21 protein-coding genes are annotated in these 18651 nt (G+C 64.9%); 6 read left to right on the forward strand and 15 right to left on the reverse strand.

Features of this window, described 5'->3' with window-relative positions:
* Positions 1-69 precede the first annotated feature (69 nt).
* Positions 70-747 (forward strand): Crp/Fnr family transcriptional regulator, encoded by a 678-nt coding sequence (locus F8N82_RS12230; RefSeq protein ID WP_038995547.1) that lies wholly within the window; start codon positions 70-72, stop codon positions 745-747.
* A 12-nt stretch (positions 748-759) separates the two neighbouring features.
* Here the strand turns inward: F8N82_RS12230 and ubiT are convergent, their stop codons facing one another.
* The 7 genes from ubiT to norR form a co-directional block, all read right to left on the reverse strand.
* On the reverse strand, positions 760-1230 hold the full coding sequence (gene ubiT, locus F8N82_RS12235; RefSeq protein WP_038995548.1) for a ubiquinone anaerobic biosynthesis accessory factor UbiT: 471 nt from the start codon (positions 1228-1230) through the stop codon (positions 760-762).
* Positions 1224-2114, reverse strand: coding sequence for a U32 family peptidase (locus tag F8N82_RS12240; RefSeq protein WP_038995549.1), 891 nt, complete (start codon positions 2112-2114; stop codon positions 1224-1226). The genes ubiT and F8N82_RS12240 overlap by 7 nt, the downstream gene beginning before the upstream one ends.
* Before the next feature lie 10 nt (positions 2115-2124).
* Positions 2125-3120 carry a ubiquinone anaerobic biosynthesis protein UbiU gene (ubiU, locus tag F8N82_RS12245; RefSeq protein ID WP_038995550.1) on the reverse strand — a complete coding sequence of 332 codons (996 nt, stop codon included), beginning with the start codon at positions 3118-3120 and terminating at the stop codon, positions 2125-2127.
* 132 nt (positions 3121-3252) lie between these two features.
* A complete protein-coding gene (gene glp / locus F8N82_RS12250) occupies positions 3253-4488 on the reverse strand; it encodes a gephyrin-like molybdotransferase Glp (protein ID WP_038995551.1) in 1236 nt (411 codons plus the stop codon).
* Positions 4485-5039, reverse strand: coding sequence for a molybdenum cofactor biosynthesis protein B (gene moaB, locus F8N82_RS12255; protein ID WP_038995552.1), 555 nt, complete (start codon positions 5037-5039; stop codon positions 4485-4487). The genes glp and moaB overlap by 4 nt, the downstream gene beginning before the upstream one ends.
* A 90-nt stretch (positions 5040-5129) precedes the next feature.
* Positions 5130-5777 carry a pyridoxamine 5'-phosphate oxidase gene (gene pdxH / locus F8N82_RS12260; RefSeq protein WP_038995554.1) on the reverse strand — a complete coding sequence of 216 codons (648 nt, stop codon included), beginning with the start codon at positions 5775-5777 and terminating at the stop codon, positions 5130-5132.
* A gap of 81 nt (positions 5778-5858) precedes the next feature.
* Positions 5859-7379 carry a nitric oxide reductase transcriptional regulator NorR gene (norR, locus tag F8N82_RS12265; protein WP_038999409.1) on the reverse strand — a complete coding sequence of 507 codons (1521 nt, stop codon included), beginning with the start codon at positions 7377-7379 and terminating at the stop codon, positions 5859-5861.
* 108 nt (positions 7380-7487) lie between these two features.
* Here norR and F8N82_RS12270 point away from each other — a divergent pair, with 108 nt between their 5' ends.
* Entirely contained in the window at positions 7488-7982 is a 495-nt protein-coding gene (locus F8N82_RS12270) for a hemerythrin domain-containing protein (RefSeq protein ID WP_080764747.1), read from the forward strand.
* A gap of 61 nt (positions 7983-8043) precedes the next feature.
* Here the strand turns inward: F8N82_RS12270 and F8N82_RS12275 are convergent, their stop codons facing one another.
* Both F8N82_RS12275 and F8N82_RS12280 read right to left on the reverse strand, forming a co-directional pair.
* Entirely contained in the window at positions 8044-8481 is a 438-nt protein-coding gene (locus F8N82_RS12275; protein ID WP_038995556.1) for a membrane protein, read from the reverse strand.
* 17 nt (positions 8482-8498) lie between these two features.
* Positions 8499-9689, reverse strand: coding sequence for an NnrS family protein (locus F8N82_RS12280; RefSeq protein ID WP_038995558.1), 1191 nt, complete (start codon positions 9687-9689; stop codon positions 8499-8501).
* Positions 9690-10063: 374 nt separating this feature from the next.
* Between F8N82_RS12280 and F8N82_RS12285 the strand changes: the two genes are divergently transcribed.
* Positions 10064-10747: a Crp/Fnr family transcriptional regulator gene (locus F8N82_RS12285; protein WP_038995559.1), complete on the forward strand. Its 684-nt coding sequence runs from the start codon at positions 10064-10066 to the stop codon at positions 10745-10747.
* Positions 10744-10935, forward strand: a complete 192-nt coding sequence (locus F8N82_RS12290) for a hypothetical protein (RefSeq protein ID WP_038995560.1) — start codon at positions 10744-10746, stop codon at positions 10933-10935. The genes F8N82_RS12285 and F8N82_RS12290 overlap by 4 nt, the downstream gene beginning before the upstream one ends.
* Here the strand turns inward: F8N82_RS12290 and F8N82_RS12295 are convergent.
* From F8N82_RS12295 to F8N82_RS12320, 6 genes are all read right to left on the reverse strand, one after another.
* Positions 10932-12770, reverse strand: a complete 1839-nt coding sequence (locus F8N82_RS12295; RefSeq protein WP_038995561.1) for a nitric oxide reductase activation protein NorD — start codon at positions 12768-12770, stop codon at positions 10932-10934. The two genes, F8N82_RS12290 and F8N82_RS12295, sit on opposite strands and share 4 nt — an antisense overlap.
* 79 nt (positions 12771-12849) lie before the next feature.
* Positions 12850-14277, reverse strand: coding sequence for a cbb3-type cytochrome c oxidase subunit I (locus F8N82_RS12300; RefSeq protein WP_038995562.1), 1428 nt, complete (start codon positions 14275-14277; stop codon positions 12850-12852).
* A 3-nt stretch (positions 14278-14280) separates the two neighbouring features.
* The gene (locus F8N82_RS12305) at positions 14281-14721 is read right to left on the reverse strand and encodes a c-type cytochrome (RefSeq protein ID WP_038995563.1); all 441 of its coding nucleotides are present in this window, start codon (positions 14719-14721) and stop codon (positions 14281-14283) included.
* Positions 14722-14818: 97 nt separating this feature from the next.
* Positions 14819-15055 (reverse strand): cytochrome C oxidase subunit IV family protein, encoded by a 237-nt coding sequence (locus F8N82_RS12310; RefSeq protein WP_038995564.1) that lies wholly within the window; start codon positions 15053-15055, stop codon positions 14819-14821.
* Positions 15056-15064: 9 nt separating this feature from the next.
* Complete coding sequence (locus tag F8N82_RS12315) at positions 15065-15643, reverse strand: cytochrome c oxidase subunit 3 (RefSeq protein ID WP_038995565.1); 579 nt, start codon at positions 15641-15643, stop codon at positions 15065-15067.
* Positions 15627-16421 carry a CbbQ/NirQ/NorQ/GpvN family protein gene (locus F8N82_RS12320; RefSeq protein WP_038995566.1) on the reverse strand — a complete coding sequence of 265 codons (795 nt, stop codon included), beginning with the start codon at positions 16419-16421 and terminating at the stop codon, positions 15627-15629. The genes F8N82_RS12315 and F8N82_RS12320 overlap by 17 nt, the downstream gene beginning before the upstream one ends.
* A gap of 199 nt (positions 16422-16620) precedes the next feature.
* Between F8N82_RS12320 and F8N82_RS12325 the strand changes: the two genes are divergently transcribed.
* Together F8N82_RS12325 and F8N82_RS12330 are read left to right on the forward strand one after the other, a co-directional pair.
* Positions 16621-18309, forward strand: a complete 1689-nt coding sequence (locus F8N82_RS12325) for a nitrite reductase (RefSeq protein ID WP_038995567.1) — start codon at positions 16621-16623, stop codon at positions 18307-18309.
* Between the two features lie 24 nt (positions 18310-18333).
* Positions 18334-18648 (forward strand): c-type cytochrome, encoded by a 315-nt coding sequence (locus tag F8N82_RS12330; protein ID WP_038995568.1) that lies wholly within the window; start codon positions 18334-18336, stop codon positions 18646-18648.
* Positions 18649-18651: the final 3 nt, after the last annotated feature.

Consider the following 18651-nt stretch of genomic DNA (forward strand, 5'->3'; position numbering starts at 1 on the left):
AGGTAGACCGGCAGAGGCATAGGCCGCCGGCGCCGCGGGTTTTACCATAGGCGCCAGCGGAGGTACGCCATGCTGACCCACCCTTCTACCGTTCTGGTTTTACGTCGCCATCACTTGTTCAACCAACTGCCCGAGAAAGTCTTCGAAGGCGTCTGCGCCCTGGCCATGCTCCGGCGCCTGAGCTGTCATGACACGCTCATGCACCAGGGCGATCCGGCCAAGCGTTTCTTTTTGCTGGTCAGTGGCCAGATCAAGCTGTACCGGCTCAGCGCCGACGGCCAGGAGCACCTGGTGGAGATCATTCAGCCGGGTCAGACCTTTGCCGAAGCGCTGCTGTTCAGCCAGGCGCGCAGCTACCCGGTGACGGCCACGGCGCTCAAGGATTGCGTGCTGATCAGCATCGACGGCGCCCACTACCGTAACGCCCTGGAAGACCAGCCGCAGGTGTGCCTGGCCATTCTGGCGAGCATGAGCATCCACCTGCACCAACGCCTCAAGGACATCGACACCCTGACCTCGGCCAGCGCCAGCCGGCGGGTGATCAACTTCCTGTTGCAGGAGTGCGACCCGGACAGCGGCCGGCTCGAGCTGCAGATATCCAAGCGCCTGGTGGCCTCCAAGCTGGGCATCCAGCCGGAGACCTTTTCGCGCACCCTGCACCGCCTGGTCGAAAGCGGTCTGATCGCCATGGAGCGGCGTAACATCCATATCCTCGCCGCCGATGAGCTGGCCGACTATCAAGGCTAGCCGGCCCTGCCCTCAACTGGCCGCCAGGCCCTTGCCGGCACGTTCCAGGTTGCGCCACAACCATATCGGCAACACCTCGGGGTCGAGGCTGTCGATCAGGTTTTTCAGGGTCAGGCCCAGCTCGGTGTCGCCTTCAATGACCAGGCGGCGGCGGAAGAACAGCGTGTCCGGGTCCTCCTGACGGCTGGCCAGCAGGAGGAACTCGCGCCAGTTGCCACGAATGGTCACATCGGCCTTGGCCCGCTCGGCGATCTGCAGGCCATCGCGGTTGCGCGTCAGGTACCAGGTCAGGTCCAGGTCGGGGATGCGCAGGCACAGCCAGCGCCCGCGCAACAGGTCGAACTCGCCATCGCGCAGCGGCGCGGCCAGGCAGCGGTTGAGCGCCTGCTGCAAGGCCACACGCTGGATCACGAAGGGTACCTTGCGGATCAATGGCAGGACCTTGTCGGCGCCCTTCAACAACCATTGCGAACGGTTCAGCACAGGCCCACCTCCTCGACCCGCAGCATGCCCGCCTGGCCATGCCAGTAGCCGTTGCAGCCGTCGACGCACAACGGTGGCGCTTCGCCCTGGCGCACCCGGGCAAAGGCTTCGATCACCTCGGCCATGCCCTGGGCGCGTGGGCTCAGGCGCAGCAGGTCGGCGCCGCAGGCTTCAAGCCCAGGATAGTCGGCCAGCAGGTTGGTGACCTCGGCCGACATGGTCTGGATACCGTTCAGGGTGAACAGCGCCTGGCCTTCCTGGCTGCTCAGGGCCAGGCCATCGGGGTAGTTGATGCAGCAGAACTGGCAGTCATCCTTGGGCCGGTTTTCCGCCCGCGCGGTAAAGCAGCGCGCCGAATAAGCCAGCGGCAGGTGGCCGTAGGCGAAGACTTCCAGCTGCGGCAGTGCCCGCCCGAGTTCGGTCACCTGCTCGAGCACCGCGCGAATCAGCGCGGCCGAGCACTCCACCGGCGGCACCCAGCGGATCATCCCGCAATCGAGCAGTTTCGCCACGGCGTGGCCGTTGTAGAGGTTCAGCGCCGGCCCGGCCACGAACGGCAGTTTGCGCTCGGCCAGGTAGTGCACCGCGCCCATGTCATTGGCCTCCACCAGCAATTCGCCGTTGTCGCACAGGCGGCGCAGGCTGGAGAGCTCGGAAGCGGCCTCGATCAAGGTCAGGCTCGACAGCACGATCTGCGCCGGGCTGCAGGCCTTGAGCTCGCGGCCCAGGCCCAGCCAGTGGTCGAGGTTCATGGCCCGGCGTTTCGAGCACACGGTTTCCCCCAGGTAAATCACATCCAGGGGCAAGGCCGACATCTCGCTGTAGAAACGCCCCAATTGTTCCTTGTCCCAGTAGTACAAAACGGGTCCCAGGCTGAGCTTCATGTCCAGTCCCTCATTGCCATGATCGATGGTAAGCACCCAGGGTGGTCTGGCTGCCTTCGGACAGACCGGCCAGCACCCGGCGCCACTGGTCCTTGACTGTAAAGCGTTGTGGCGCCAGGCGATGGGCGTCGAGCGCGGCGCGCCAGACCTGGGTGACCTGCTCGACATAGGCCGGGCTGCGCTGCCGGCCCTCGATCTTCACCGCTTCGACGCCCATGGCGGCGAGCTCCGGCAACAGGTCGAGGGTGTCGAGGCTGGTGGGCTCCTCCAGGGCGTGGAAGCGCTTGCCGTCGACCAGGAAACGGCCCTTGCACAGGGTCGGGTAACCGGCTGGCTCGTCAGGCTGGTAGCGGTCGATCAGCACTTCGTTCAGGCGCGCGCTGAGGCCATCGGCGTCTTCGCTCCAGCGCACCGCCTTGGCCGGCGAGCAGACCCCACACAGGTTCGGCGATTCGCCGGTGATGTACGACGACAGGTGGCAACGCCCCTCGGCCATGATGCACAGGCTGCCGAAGGCGAACACTTCGATGGGCACCGTGCTGCTGGCGGCGACCTGGCGCACCTGGGCCAGTGACAGCACCCGCGGCAGCACCGCGCGGCGGATGTTGTAGTGCTGGACGTAGAACGCCAGGGCACTGGCGTTGGTGGCCGAGCCTTGAACCGAGAGGTGCAGGTTGAGCTGCGGATGGCACTGAGCGGCGTAGCCGAGGACCCCCGGGTCAGCGGCGATCAAGGCATCGACGCCATGGTCGGCGGCGCGGTCCACCGCCCGCTGCCAGCGCTCCCAGCCCAGCGGCTGCGGGTAGGTGTTGACCGCGACATAGAGCTTGCGATTGTGCTGACGGATATGGGCGACGGCGGCGTCGAACTGCTTGTCGTCCATGTTCAGGCCGGCGAAATGCCGGGCGTTGGTGTCATCGCGAAAGCCGACATACACCGCATCGGCGCCTTGGCGCACCGCGGCTTTGAGCGCAGGCAGGTTGCCTGCCGGGCAGACCAGTTGCATGGGTTTTCCTCATCAAAGAAACCTATCTCCACTGGCCTGCACGGTAAAATTCGAACAGGCCCGGAGCACTGGGAAAAGCGCTGCCAGTCTAGCCAGCGCACCCAGTAGAGCCTTGACGGCAATCAAGGTCGCTCACTGCATCAGCTCGGCAAATGACAGGAACTGCACAGTGTCGTGCTTGTGCACCTGCTGCTCGCACTCCACCACGGCCAGGCCATCGGCCCAGCAGGCGGCGCTGAGCATCGCCGAGCTTTGCTGCGGGTGCAGTTGCACGCTGGACTGGCCGTTGGCCTCGGGCAGCAAGCGCGCCCGCAGGTACTGGCGGCGCTTGTTGCGCTGCAGCCAGTCAAAACCCGCCGGCAACGCCACAGGCCGTGGCAGCACATCGCGCACGCCCTGGGCCCGCAGCAGGAAGGGCCGTACCACCACCAGGGCGGTGATCAGCGCCGCCGCCGGGTTGCCCGGCATGCCGATCCACGGCCGGCCCGCCACTTCGCCAAAGGCCAGGGGCTTGCCCGGCTGGATCGCCAGGCGCCAGAAGTCGACACTGCCCAGGTCCTGGATGGCCTGCTTGAGGTGGTCTTCCTCGCCCACCGAAACGCCGCCGGACGTCAGCAGCAGGTCGCACTCGGCCGCCGCCAGGTTCAGCGCATGCTTGCTGGCCGCCAGTTCGTCGACCATCACCCCGTAGTCATGCACCTCGACGCCCCAGCCCTGCAACAGGGCTGTCAGGCAATAGCGGTTGCTGTTGTAGATCTGTCCTGGCGCCAGGGGTTGGCCGGGCTCACGCAATTCATCGCCACTGCTCAGCAGGCCGATGCGCAATGGCCGATGGACTTCGACCCAGGCCACGCCAGCAGCGGCCAGCAGGCCCAGCTCCTGGGCGCGCAGGCGCTTGCCGGCTTGCAGCAGCAGATGGCCTTCGCGCACCTCTTCGCCGGCCTTGCGCACATGCTCGCCAAGGCTCGCGGCCGGCAGCCAGACCTGCTCGCCGTCAACCCGACACAGCTCCTGGGGGGCGACCGTGTCGGCGCCCGGCGGCAACGGTGCGCCGGTGAAAATCCGTACCACCTGCCCCGGCTGCAACGCGGTGCTGGCCTGCTGGCCGGCGGCGATACGCCCGGCCAGGATCAGGCAACCACCGGCGGCGGGCAGGTCGGCCGCCCTGAAGGCAAAACCGTCCATGGCGCTGTTGTCCCAGCCCGGCAGGCTGCGCGGGGCATGAAGATCAGTGGCCAGCACGCGGCCCAGGGCTTTCTCCAGCAGTACCATCTGCACCGCTGGCGCGGGGGGCGCCTGCTCAAGCAAATGGCGGATGGCCTGATCGACCGGAATCAACCTGCCACTGTCGCAGACCCGCCCGCTCATGGCCGTGCTCCACAAGCCTCGATAGCCTGCGCGGCCTGGGCCTTGAGGTGCGGGGCGAAATTGCACGGGCCGGTGCGGCTGTCGAGCTGGCTGTTGAGGATCTGCGTCCAGGCCGTGCGACACGCGCCGGGCGAACCCGGCACGCAACACACCAGCACGCCATTGCTCATGCCGGCCAGGGCGCGGGACTGCAGGCTGGACATGCCGATTTCGGCCAGCGACACCTGGCGGAACAACTCGCCAAAACCTTCGACGTGCTTATCCAGCAACGGCAGCACGGCCTGCGGAGTGTTGTCGCGGGCGGTAAAACCGGTGCCGCCGGTGGTCAGTACCACCTGTACCGTGGGGTCGGCGATCCAGCGCGAGAGCGTGGCGCGGATCTGGTAGATATCGTCCTTGACCAGATCCCGGTCGACCAGCACATGCCCGGCGCCCTGCAGCAGGTCGATAAGGGTCTGCCCGGAGCTGTCGGTGTCGAAGGTGCGCGTATCGCTGATGGTCAGCACGGCGATGTTCAGGGGTTCAAACGTGCGTTGCGCCAGATGGGCCATGGCCTGGGCTTCCCGTGAAATGTGGATGGACCCAAGCCTGAACCTAAAGCCTGGACGAACCTATTCCTCGTTGGAGGTATGTCTTCAGGCTCAGGGCGCCAGGCGCTGGCGGCTCCACTGCCCGCCCTGGCGGCGGTAGTCGAGGCGGTCATGCAGGCGATCGGCACGGCCCTGCCAGAACTCCATGCGTTCTGGGGCCAGGCAATAGCCGCCCCAGTGCTCGGGACGGCGCAGAGGTTGTTCGACGAAGCGGCGGATGGTCTGCGCCAGCAAGGCTTGCAGCTCCTCGCGGTCGGCCAACGGCTGGCTTTGCGGCGAGGCCCAGGCACCCAGGCGGCTGGCTTCGGGGCGCGAATCGAAGTAGGCATCGGACAGCCGCGGATCGAGCCGGGTCACCGGCCCTTCAACGCGTACCTGGCGCTCCAGCCCTGGCCAGAAGAAGGTCATCGCCGCATAGGGGTTGGCCGCCAGTTCTTGCCCTTTGGCACTCTGATAGTTGCCGAAGAAGGTAAAGCCCTGCTCGTCAAAGCCCTTGAGCAGCAACACCCGACAGTGCGGGCGGCCATCGCTGCCGACGGTGGCCAGGTGCATGCTGTTGGCCTCCACCGGCTCGCGCTCGGTCTCGCGGGCCTGCTGCAGCCACTGCGTAAACAGGGCTAGCGGCTCAAGCGGGGCTTGGGCTTCCTGCAGGCCGCCCACGGTGTAGTTGCGACGCATCTGGGCAAGGGACAACGGCATGGCGGTGATCTCCTGTGTAGTTGTGCGCAGTCTGTAAGCAGCGCCACGCCCGCACCTTGATCACCATCAACGCCAGCGGCGTTACTTGAGGCGCAAACGCCTGGCCAGCTTGTGCAGGTTGCTCGGATCGACCGCCAGCAAACGCGCAGCGCTGGCCCAGTTGTCGCCACTCAGGCGCAGGGCCTGGAGGATGGCCTGGCGCTGACAGGCATCGACGGCGGCGCTCAGGGAGCTAAACGCCAAGCCAGGTTGCGCCGGCGCATCCACCTGCGGCGCCAGGGCCGGTGCGCTGTCCAGATCAAGCACCTCGGGCTCCAGGCTGATGATCAGATTGCGACTGCCCTCGCGGCTCAACTGCTTGAGCGCGGCGCGGCTGATCACATGCTCAAGCTCGCGCACATTGCCCGGCCAGTGGTAAGCCAGCAGCGCCCGCTCGGCCGCCGCCGACAGGCGCAAGCCACGCAGGCCCAGGCGCGTGCGATTGAGTTCGAGAAACTGCCCGGCAATCATCAGGACGTCGTTGCCACGCTCGCGCAGCGGTGGGATCGGCACCGGGTACACCGACAAACGATGGTACAGGTCGGCGCGAAACAGGCCGTCGCGAATGCTGTCGGGCAAGTGCCGGTTGGTGGCGGCGATGATGCGCACGTCCACATGCAGCGGCTTGTCGGCGCCCAGGCGCTGGATCTCGCCGTTCTGCAGGGTGCGCAACAGCTTGGCCTGGACGCTCAGGGGCAGCTCGCCGACTTCATCGAGAAACAGCGTGCCGCCGTTGGCCGCATCGAAGCGCCCGGCGCGGTCGCTGCTGGCGCCGGAGAACGCACCTTTGACGTGGCCGAACAGCTCGCTCTCGGCCAGGGACTCGGGCAAGGCCGCGCAGTTGACCTGGATCAGCGGCTTGTGGCTGCGTCGCGACAAGCGATGCAGACGGCGGGCGAACAGCTCTTTACCGACTCCAGTCTCGCCCAACAGCAACACCGGCAGCTCTGAATCCGCCAACACCTCCAGCTCGTTGAGCAACTGTTGCAGCACCGCGCTGTGGCCAAGAATCTCGCCCTCCTCCAGCGGACTGCGCAGGTCCTGGGGCGCGCTGCGCGACAGGCGCAGGCTGCGGCTTTCCTGCTCCAGGCGCGTGACCCGCAGGGCCGCTTCGATCTGCAGGGTGCAGCGCTTGAGCTCATCGCGGGCGTCGCTGTCGAAAGTCCCGGGCTGCAACGCATCGAGGGTGATCGCGCCCCAGACCTGGCCCTCGACATAGAGGCTGACGCCCATGCAGTCGTGCACTGCCAAAGGCTCGTGCAGCGCGGTATCGAGCAGGCCATCGTAGGGGTCCGGCAGGCGGCTGTCGGGCTCGAACCAGGTCGGCTCGCGCGAGGCCATAATGGCGGCCAGGCGCGGATGCTGGGCGATCACGAAGCGCCTGCCGAGGGCTTCATGGACCAGGCCGACGGTCGCCTGCGGGCGCAGGCTGTCACCCTCAAGGCGCAACAGGCCGACGGCGCCGCAGTTGAAGTATTCGCGCAGGGTTTGCACCAGGCGCTGCAAGCGCACGGCATTGGGTAACTCGACGATCAGGTCGGCGGCCAGGCTTTCACGCAACATGGTAGTCATCACCCTCTGTGGTTATCGCTACCCTGAGGTATGCGGGTAGATTTCACCATAACCACGGCGACGGCCCTTGATTTCGGGCAAGTAAAGCTGGCATGAGCGATGCAATTACCCCTGGGATCCTTCGCAACCAGAGCAGGCATCCTGATGAACCCGAACGAACTGATCGCCCATATCCTCTCGCGCTACCACGACCGCCACCGCCAGCAACTGCCGGAACTGATCCGCCTGGCCCGGCGCGTGGAGCAGGTTCATGGCGGCCACGAACAGTGCCCCAACGGCCTGGCCGACCACCTGCAGGACATGCAGCAGGAACTTGAAGGGCACATGCTCAAGGAAGAACAGGTGCTGTTCCCGATGTTGCAACGCGGCATGGGCCGCCAGGCGGGTGCGCCGATCCAGGTGATGCGCATGGAGCATGACCAGCATGGCGAGGCGCTGGCGCACCTGATGCAGCTTACCCGCGACATCTCCGCGCCGGATGGTGCGTGCAATACCTGGCGTACCCTGTACCGAGGGCTAGAGGAATTTCGCGAAGATTTGCTGCAGCACATCGAGTTGGAGAACGACGTGCTGTTCACCAACGCCTTGGCTTGATGTACTGGCCTCATCGCGGGTCAAGTCGAGGCGTCGCACCGCCGCTCCCACCGAGGCGTAGTTAATGCCAGTAGAACATCGCCTTGGCCAGGATCACGATCAGCAGCATATGCCCAAGGATGCTGCAGCGAATCCCGCGCGCCCGGCCCTCGCTCAGGTGCCCTCGCTTAAGCCAGAACGCCAGCAACAGGTAATGCCCGATGATGCTCAGGGCCAGGACGATCTTCAGGCTCAGCAGGCTGGCAAAGCTGCTGGCCAAGGGCTGACTCAAGGCCGCGCGGTGATGCCAGGCAAGGCCCAGCCCCGCGCCATACAACAGCAGCACCACGCCATGCAGTACCTTGCGTGAACGCACCGACAGCGCCTGATCGACCCCGGGCTGCGCCGCAGCCGGCACTTGCCGGCGTGCCGCCTGCCAGATGAGCACTTCAAAAAACAGGGTGCCGATAAAGGCAATGGCCGCCAGTAGATGAACCACCAACAAATACGGATACCACATCCTTCGCCTCCAGGCGCTTAACCAGGGTGCCCGTCAACCCGGGCGCGCAACAGCATCGGCGCATAGCGCCAGGCATACAAGGCAAACGCCAGCACCCAGCACACGCCCGCCAGCCACAAACCGCCCAGCGGCAGCCACAGCACCAGCAGCACCCGGCTGACCCCGGCCAGGTTGAGCAAGAAGAACGCCAGGGTCATCCCCGCCGGCGGCTGCAACGCCCGCCCGGTGTGGCCGAGGCTGACCCGGGCGATCATCGCCAGGATCAACCCGGCCATGGCGCCGATGGTCAGGCAATGCACGGCCAGGCTCGGGTTCAGCGCCACGCCGAAATGCCACAGGGCCATGCCCAGGCACGCCAGCACCAACCAGCCATAGGCCAGGTGCAGCGACCACAGCAGCGGTACCCGCCACAGCCCGTGGTCATACCAGCGCCACAGGCGCAGGGCGTGCCCGAACACCAGGGCGGCAAACAGCACGCCGATCCCGGCATGGGCCGTCAACGCCGACCCTGCCGCATACAGCATCGCCACCAGCGCCGAGCCCGCCAGCAGTAGCCAGTCAAGCCAGGGCCAGGGCACGACCGCCGTGGTCCGCCCCAAGCCGCGCTGGGTAAAGAACGGAATCACCCGCCCACCAATCAGGCCCATCATGGCCCCGACCAGCCAGATGCCGCCGAGCACGCCCTGGCGCTGCCACCCGTCGTGGCCATGCACCACGCCATACACAGCCAGGCCATCGACTGCCGTGAGCAACAGCAAGACCATCACGATCGGGTAATTGCGCTTCTGCCGCACGCGCCACAGGGTACTGGCCATCAACACCGCCACCAGCAGCGGGAAGCCCAGCTCCAGCAGCGCCAACAATGGCCAGGGTGCATTCGCCAGCCACGCCACTCGCCCGGCCAGCCACAGCAACGCCAAACCGGCCAGCGGCTTGCCGCTCAGGCCCGGTTGCCCGGTCCAGGTCTGCACCGCTGTCAGCAGAAAGCCGGCAATGATCGCCAGGCCAAAGCCGAACACCAGTTCATGCCGATGCCAGGCCAGCCAGCCCCCGGCCGGCTGCCAGTTGCCCAGCGATCCGTTCAAGGCCGACAGCCACAAGGGAATGGCCACCACCGCCAGGCCACAGCCGGCGAGGAACATCGGTCGGAACGCCAGGCGCAGCAGCGGCGTAATGGCCAGCGCTTTTCGGCGATCAAGAACTTGCATCAAGCCTCTCCTTACCTTGTTGCCGGAACTGCAGAAATACCCGGCGTCATCATCTGCCATCGGCAACCTGCTGCCCTTGTCGCACGTCAAGGCGCGCGACGTGTAACGGCGTAGCCTGCCAATCGCTGTTGATTACGCTAGTGCAAAGGTTGTGCCCTGGCGTGATTGTGGGCTGAAGTCGACAGGCTCAGGGTAAAAATGACCCTTTCATGGTCAATGGCACCTTATAGCCCTGGGTGTTTTTCACCCTGACGTAGCAGCGCGCCAGAAAACACGGGGCTTGCCGCCTGGCCCGGCTCTTGCTCGATCAGTACATCCTGGTCCAAGCCCTTGGTCCAAGCTCTGCCCCTTTTCCCGCTTGAGGATGAATCGCCATGGTGCTTCACCGCGTCCACCACCAGATCTTGCGCACTCACCACCTGTTCGAGCCGTTGAACGACGAGCAGCTCGACGAGCTGATGGGCAGCAGCCAGTTACTCAGTGTCGACAAGGGCGACCCACTGTTCCGCCAGGGCGAGCCGGCCGAGGCGTTCTACTTCGTGATCGCCGGCGCGGTGAAAATCTACCGCTTGACCCCGGACGGCCAGGAGAAAGTCTTCGAAGTCATCGGCCCGCGGCAGACTTTCGCCGAAGCAATGATGCTGATGGACACCCCCAACTACGTCGCCTCGGCTGAAGCGGTCGGGCAATCGCAGCTGTATCGGCTGTCGACCAGCACCTACATGCGCCTGCTACAGAGCAATGGCCGGCTGACCTTCGCCCTGCTGGGCAAGCTGTGCGTGCGCCTGCACCAGCGGGTCAACGAGATCGAGACGCTGTCGCTGAAGAACGCCACCCACCGGGTGGTGCGCTACCTGCTGACACAACTGATGCATGCGCAACCGGTGGAGCCGCAGTTCGAATTGCCGATGGCCAAGCAACTGATCGCCGGGCATTTGTCGATCCAACCGGAGACCTTCTCGCGGATCATCCGCCGCTTGATTGATGAGAAGATCATCACCCAGGACGGCCGGCGCATCGCCATCCTCGATCGACCGCGCCTGGAGCAGTTCGAATGAACGCCCTGCCCGTGTGCCTGTACTGCGAACACACCAACCCGGCCAAGGCCAGCACCTGCGAGCACTGCGCCATGCCCCTGCCGGCCACCGCCGCGTTGGCCGGGGCGCGGCAGCAGTTGCGCTTTCTGTGGTTTTGCATCGGCCTGACGCTGTTCTGCGTGGCGATGGTGTTCTGGTTGCCGCGCTAGGGCTGGGTCAACTGCCGATACAGCTGCGGCAAGCGTTGCGGCAGCTGCTCAGGCTGGCGAATCAGGGCATAGCCGTTGCTGCCGAACATGTACGGCAGGTAGGCGCCGGCCTGGCTATCGATGGTGATGCAAAAGGGTATCAGGCCCACGCGCCGCGCTTCACGCAGCGCTTCGCGGGTGTCTTCGACGCCATAACGTCCTTCATACAGGTCCAGGTCGTTGGGCTTGCCATCGGTGAGCAGCAGCAACAGCTTGCGCCTGCGCTTGCAGCCGCCAAGCAATTGGCTGGCCTGGCGAATCGCGGCGCCCATGCGCGTGTAGTAACCCGGTTTGAGCCCCTGGATCTTGCCACGGGCCAGGTCGTCGTAACGTTGCTCGAAAGCTTTCAATTGCTGCAGGCGCACCTGTTGGCGACGCAACGACGAGAAGCCGTACAGGGCAAAGTCATCCCCCAGCGCCGCCAGGGTTTCGCCGAACAACAGCAGGCTGTCGCGAATCACATCGATGACCCGCTGCTCATCGTTCAGGTGTGCGTCGGTGGACATCGAGACGTCGGCCAGCAACAGGCAGGCAAGATCGCGATGAGTGACGCGCTGCTCCATGAACAAGCCACGCTCGGCGCATTGGCCGTGCACGCGCTCAACCTGAAAGTCCACCCAGGCCTGCAAGTCCAGCTCACTGCCCTGAGGCTGCTGGCGCAGCCAGCGGCGATCAGTGCGCAACTGCTCGAACTGTCGGCGCAGACGCCGCGCCGAGGCTTGCAAGCGCGCCGGTAACGGCTGGGCACTCCCGTCACGCGGTTCAAACATCTGCAGGTTGACGAAAGCTGGCTGCAGGCGGCCCTGGCGGTAGTCCCATTCCGGGAGCTTGATGCCCTCACCCAGGGGGATGTCGTCGATCTGCGCCGGGGGCAGATCCAGGTGCAGTTTCAGGCCACCGCCCTTGCGAATTCGGGTGCGCGACAGGGTCAACTGATCGAGGTCTTCGGCAACCCGGGCAGCCTGCGGGTCTTCGCTGTCGTCCTCCCAACGGTCGAGGTCAACGTGTTCGGTCCAGCTGAACAGGTTCTCCAGGCGCACGATCAACAGGCCGCCCTTGGCCGGGCTGTCATCGATGCGGGTGGCGCGCTTGCGACCGCCCTGCTGCTCGCCGCAGGTGTTGGGCAAATCGCTCTGCCCGTCTTCCAGATCACCCGCCTGCGGGCTGGCCAGGTGCAGCGGCGGATACAACCACAGCGGCAGCGGCCAGGCGGCCCGTTCGCTGCGCGGAAAGTCGGCGACGCTGCCGGGGTCGCGCAAGGCCTGGCGCAAGGCGCGCTCAAGCAGCGCTTCATCCGGGCTGAGCGCTGCCGGATCCGGACGCAGTTGCAGGTGCGCATCGACCAGTCGCTGGTAGCGGCACCGCAGCCCTGGAAAGCGTTGCAGTAATGCCTGGGTCCAGCGCTGGTTGTCCCGGCCCCAGTGGCGCATGGGCCCCGCCTGGGCCGCTAGCAAGACCAGCCAGCGGTACAGCTCTTCGTTCAATGCACTATCGGCGAACACCGCCAGGTGCGCTGGCAGGCGCAGATTATGCGCATCGCACCAGGCCAATGGCGCCTGTCTGCAGGTGCCGGCGATCTGCTGCAACAGGTTGCGCCGCAGCACCAGATCACGCTCACTGGCGGCTTCAACGCCCATGCCGCCAGCTCCGCCCATGGCCCGGAACAACAAGGCCAGAGCCCGTTGCCGTGGCGCCAGTTCGACCCGCGCCGCGGGGAAATCCACACTCGCCCGACGGGTGATGAAGCGATGCCAGACGCTACCCACCCACTCTTCCAGCTCAACCGTGAAGGCCATGGTGGCGCCTCCCTTTGCACGACGCAGAAAGCGGCCCGCTGAATCAGCCGGGCCGCACCTGTTCAACGATAAACAGCAATCAAGAAGGCACTACCCTGGCCGGTGCACGCAAAGCCGCGCGACCACGCTGGCGAAAACTCAGCAGGTAGCACAACAAGCCGGCGAGAAAGCCCACGCCGCTAACCAGCCGCGCCCAGAACAGCCCGCGCAGTTGCTCGGTGGTGGACATGAACGGCAAGGCCGTGCCGTCTTCGGCCCAGCGTTGCAGCAGCACCTGGACCACGCCGGCGGCGGTGAGCAGCAAGGTGATCATCACCATCGACAGGGTCATCAGCCAGAAGCCCCACACTTCAAGAGTCTGCGAACGTTCATCGGCCGCCTCGCCGAGCCCGCGCAAACGTGGCATGGCATAACTGATCAGGGTCATGACGATCATCGCGTAGGCGCCGTAGAAGGCCAGGTGGCCGTGGGCGGCGGTCAGTTGCGTGCCATGGGTGTAGTAGTTGACCGGGGCCAGGGTGTGCAGGAACCCCCAGACCCCAGCGCCGAAGAACGCCGTCACCGTAGTGCCCTTGGCCCACAACGTAGCGGCGCGGTTGGGGTGCTGACGGCGGCGGTTTTTCACCATGCTGAAGGCGAACATGACCATGGCCAGGAACGGCAGCGGCTCCAGCGCCGAGAAGATCGAACCGACCCACAGCCACACCTCGGGCGCACCGATCCAGAAAAAGTGATGCCCTGTACCGATGATGCCGGTAATCAGCGCCATGGCGATGATCACGTACAACCATTTTTCCACCACTTCGCGGTCGACGCCGGTGATCTTGATCAGCACGAAGGCCAGCATCGAGCCCATGATCAGTTCCCACACGCCCTCGACCCAAAGATGCACCACCCACCACCAGTAGAACTTGTCACGGGCAAGGTTGCCGGGGTTGTAGAAGGAGAACAGGAAGAACACCGCCAGACCAACCAGGCCGGTCATCATCACCATGCTCACGGTGGTCTTGCGGCCCTTGAGCAGGGTCATGCCGATGTTGTAGAGAAAGCCCAGGCACACCACGACGATGCCCAGCTTGGTGATGGTCGGCTGCTCGAGAAACTCGCGGCCCATGGTCGGCAACAGCTCGTTGTGGGTCAGCCGCGCAAGGCCGGCATAGGGCACCAGCAGGTAGCCGAGGATGGTCAGCACCCCGGCGGCGGCGAACACCCAGAACAGCAGGATCGCCAGCCTTGGGCTATGCAGCTCGCGGTCGGCCTCCTCCGGTACCAGGTAGTAGGCGGCGCCCATGAAGCCGAACAGCAGCCAGACGATCAGCAGGTTGGTGTGCACCATGCGCGCCACGTTGAAGGGAATGGCCGGGAACAGGAAGTCCCCGATCACGTATTGCAGGCCCATGATCAAACCGAACAGCACCTGGCCGAGAAACAGGATCAGGGCAAACACAAAGTAGGGTTTGGCGACGGCCTGGGAAGCAAATTTCAGGTGTGGATTGGCAACGTTCATCACTCAGCCCTCCTGGTTTGGCGGCCAGCCATTGGTGTTGATGTTCGAGCTCCATTTGAGGAACTCGGCGATGTCGTCGACCTCCTGCTCGCTCAGGTTGAACTGCGGCATGGCCCGGCGCCCGGGCACCCCCAGTGGCTGCATCTTCATCCAGGCGTGCATGAACGGCTTGAAGCCCTCCTCGCCGCCACGGCGCTTGAACACGTTGCCCAGCTCCGGCGCAAAGTAGGCGCCCTCGCCCAGCATCGTGTGGCAGCCGACGCAGTTGTTCTGCTCCCAGACGGTCTTGCCGCGCACCACGGCATCGGTCAATTGCGCTTCGTTGCTGCGTTCGGGAAAGGTTTGTTCGGTGTGGTAGGTCAAGGCCAGGAATATCAGGAAGAAGAACACGCTTCCCCCGAAATAGATGTTCCTGGCCATGCCCTTGGTGAAGGTCTCTGACATGGTCGCTTCCTCATTGCTTGGCCCGGCCATGATAGAAAGCGCAAGGGCAAAACCTGCTTGATGGCAATCAAGAAACGCCGATGGTTTTACTCGGGTATTAGCCGTGCAGGAAGCGGCTCAGGCCAACCAGCGCCACCAGCACCAGGGCCCAGCTCAGCAGCAGCCAGCGCCAGCGCTGCGGGCCGTGGCGCAGCTCCATGAAACCGTCGCAAATCAACCAGGCCTTGGCCACCGCCAACAGCAGAATCCCCGCCCCCTGGCCGAGCATCACTGTCCCCAGGCTAAGGCCCGCCAGGGCCAGCCAGCACAGCACCAGCACGCTTGATGTCGACATGTGCCGTCCTCAATCCAGCAGGTAAACCAGCGGAAACAGCAGCACCCAGACCAGATCGACCATGTGCCAATACAGCACCCCGGACTCGAAGCCGCTGCACGGGCCAGGGCCATCGCTATGCTGCCAGGCCCGTAGCGCCAGCCAGGCCAGAATCAACATGCCGAGCAACACATGCAGAAAATGAAAACCGGTGACAATCCAGTACAAGGTGAAGAAGGTGTTGTGCTCGATTCCCAGCCCCGCGCCCAGCAGGTGGCGGTACTCGCCGAGTTTGAGCCACACATAGCCGCAGGCGACCAGCAAGGCCGCCAGCAACAACAGCGCGGCCGGGCGTGAGCGCGCCTGGCGTACCTGCTGCTGGGCCAGCGCCGCCAGCGCCCCGGCACTGAGCAGGCTCAGGGTCATGGCCAGGCCCGTGGAGGTATCGAGCAGTTGCCGGCTGTGGGCAAACAGCTGCGGTTTGAGCTGCTGGGTGATGGCGAACACCAGGATCAGGATGGCGAACACCGACAGCTCGGCGAGGATGAACAGCCACATCGCCAGGTCGCCCGGCAAACGCCGGGCGCGAGCTTCAAGCGAAGTGGACATCGACCACATCCATCAGCGCCGCAACCGTCGCCGGATCATCCGTCAGCGGCTCGGCCAGGCAGGCCAGGCAAGCCTCCCGAGGGCTCATGCCGGCGCCGATCATGCGTGCGGTGAAAATCAGCAGGCGAGTCGAGGCCACTTCTTCCAGATCGTGCTGGTCGAGCCGGCGCAGGGCCTGGCCAAGCTTGACCACCTGGCTGGCCAGGGCGCCATCGACCCCGGCCTCGCGGCGCACGATGCGCTCCTCTTCAACGCCCGGCGGGTAATCGAATCGCAGGGCCACAAAACGCTGGCGGGTACTGGGCTTCATGCCCTTGAGCAGGTTCTGGTAACCGGGGTTGTACGACACCACCAGCATGAACGACGGCGGCGCCTGCAGCACTTCGCCGGTGCGTTCGAGAAACAGTTCGCGACGGCCATCGGCCAACGGGTGCAGCACCACCACGGTGTCCTGGCGCGCCTCGACCACTTCGTCGAGGTAGCAGATGCCGCCCTCGCGCACCGCCCGGGTCAGCGGCCCGTCCTGCCACCAGGTGCCCTGGGCACCGATCAGATGGCGACCGATCAGGTCGGCGGCGCTGAGATCATCGTGGCAGGCCACGGTGTGCAGGGGCAGGTTCAGGCGGTGGGCCATGTGCTGGACGAAGCGGGTCTTGCCGCAGCCCGTCGGGCCTTTGATCAGCACCGGCATGCCGTGCTGCCAGGCCTGTTCGAACAGCGCCAGTTCATTGCCTTGCGCTTGGTAAAAAGGTTCGCAGCGGGGTTGTGTGAGGTCCATGGTTTACCTGGATAAACAGCGGGTTCGACGACCACGCTAAGAGCCCCTGCGACAACCTGGCAAGCGCCATGGCCGGCAAACTTGATCGCCGTCAAGCGGTCGGCGGCCCGCTCCGGCATAGCCTTTCCCGGCACCAAGAACCTGCGCTCTGTCCTGGTGTTCCAGCACATCGCAAAGGTCCAGCCTGAGGAGAGAAGGAATGCTGATCAGTAACCGAAAAACCTTTGCCCTGAGCCTCGCCAGCCTCTGTTCGGCGCTGGCGCTGGCGTTGCCCTCCAGCGTCAGCGCCGAACAGAAAAGCGCTACCGCGCAAGCGGCCATGGTCACCACCGGCGGCGCGCCGGACATGACCCAAGCCGATTTCGATGCCGCCAAGGAGATCTACTTCCAGCGCTGCGCCGGTTGCCACGGTGTGCTGCGCAAGGGCGCCACCGGCAAGCCGCTGACCCCGGACATTACCCAGGCCCGCGGCCAGGCCTACCTGGAGGCGCTGATCAGCTACGGCTCGCCCGCCGGCATGCCCAATTGGGGTACTTCCAATGCGCTGACCAAGGCGCAGATCACCAGCATGGCCCACTTCATCCAGCACACCCCGCCCACCCCGCCGGAATGGGGCATGGCCGAAACCCGCAACACCTGGAAGCTGCTGGTCAAACCCGAGGACCGCCCAACCCGGCAATTGAACACGCTCAACCTGCAGAACCTGTTCTCGGTGACCCTGCGCGACGACGGCAAGATTGCCCTGATCGATGGCGACAGCAAGCAGATCGTCAAGCTCATCGAGACCGGCTATGCCGTGCACATCTCGCGGATCTCCGCCTCGGGCCGCTACCTGCTGGTGATCGGTCGCGATGCGCGCATCGACATGATCGACCTGTGGCCCAAGGAGCCGACCAAGGTGGCCGAGATCAAGGTCGGCATCGAGGCGCGTTCGGTGGAAACTTCCAAGTTCAAGGGCTATGAAGACAAATACACCATCGCCGGCTCCTACTGGCCGCCGCAGTTCACCATCATGGACGGCGAAACCCTGGAGCCGAAACAGATCGTCTCGACCCGTGGCATGACCGTCGACAAGCAGGAGTACCACCCAGAACCTCGGGTAGCGGCGATCATCGCCTCGCACGAATGGCCGGAGTTCATCGTCAACGTCAAGGAAACCGGCAAGGTCATGCTGGTCAACTACGAAGACATCAAGAACCTCACCATCACCAGTATCGACGCCGCGCCGTTCCTGCATGACGGCGGCTGGGACAGCAGCCACCGCTACTTCATGACTGCCGCCAACAACGCCAACAAAGTCGCGGTGATCGACTCCAAGGAGCGGCGCCTGACCGCCCTGGTCGATGTTGGCAAGACCCCGCACCCCGGCCGTGGCGCCAACTTCGTGCACCCGCAGTTCGGTCCGGTGTGGGCCACCAGCCACCTGGGCGATTCCGGTATCTCGATGATCGGCACCGACCCGGCCAAGCACCCGCAGTACGCCTGGAAACAGGTCGGCTCGCTCAAGGGCCAGGGCGGCGGCTCGCTGTTCATCAAGACCCACCCCGAGTCGCGCCACCTGTATGTCGACACCACCCTCAACCCCGATGCCAAGCTCAGCCAGTCGGTGGCGGTGTTCGATATCGACAAGCTCGATGCCGGCTACAAGGTGCTGCCGATCGCCGAGTATTCGGGGATCAAGCAAGGCGCCCTGCGCGTGGTGCAACCGGAATACAACAAGGCCGGTGACGAGGTGTGGTTCTCGGTGTGGAACGGCCAGACCGAGGAGTCGGCGCTGGTGGTGATCGACGACAAGACCCTGGCGCTCAAACAGGTGATCAAGGACAAGCGGCTGATCACCCCGACCGGCAAGTTCAATGTCTACAACACCCAATACGACATTTATTGAGCCTCATCAACGCAAGGAGCCGTCATGAAAAATACCCTGCTTTCACTGTGCACCCTCGCCACTGCGTTGAGCCTGCAAACGGCGTTGGCCGATGACGGACTGGCGCTGTTCCAGAGCAAGTCCTGTGTCGCCTGCCATGCCGTCGACGCCAAGTTGGTGGGCCCGGCGCTCAAGGAGGTGGCGGCAAAGAATGCCGGCGTCAGTGGTGCTGCCCAGACGCTGGCCAGCCACATCAAGAACGGCACCCAGGGCAACTGGGGGCCGATCCCGATGCCGGCCAATGCGCTCAGTGATGATGAAGCCAAGCAATTGGCCAATTGGGTCTTGAGCCTCAAGTAACCC

Origin of the sequence: Pseudomonas fluorescens (genome assembly GCF_902497775.2) — a bacterium.
In the GTDB taxonomy this organism is placed as follows: Bacteria; Pseudomonadota; Gammaproteobacteria; order Pseudomonadales; family Pseudomonadaceae; genus Aquipseudomonas; species Aquipseudomonas putida_F.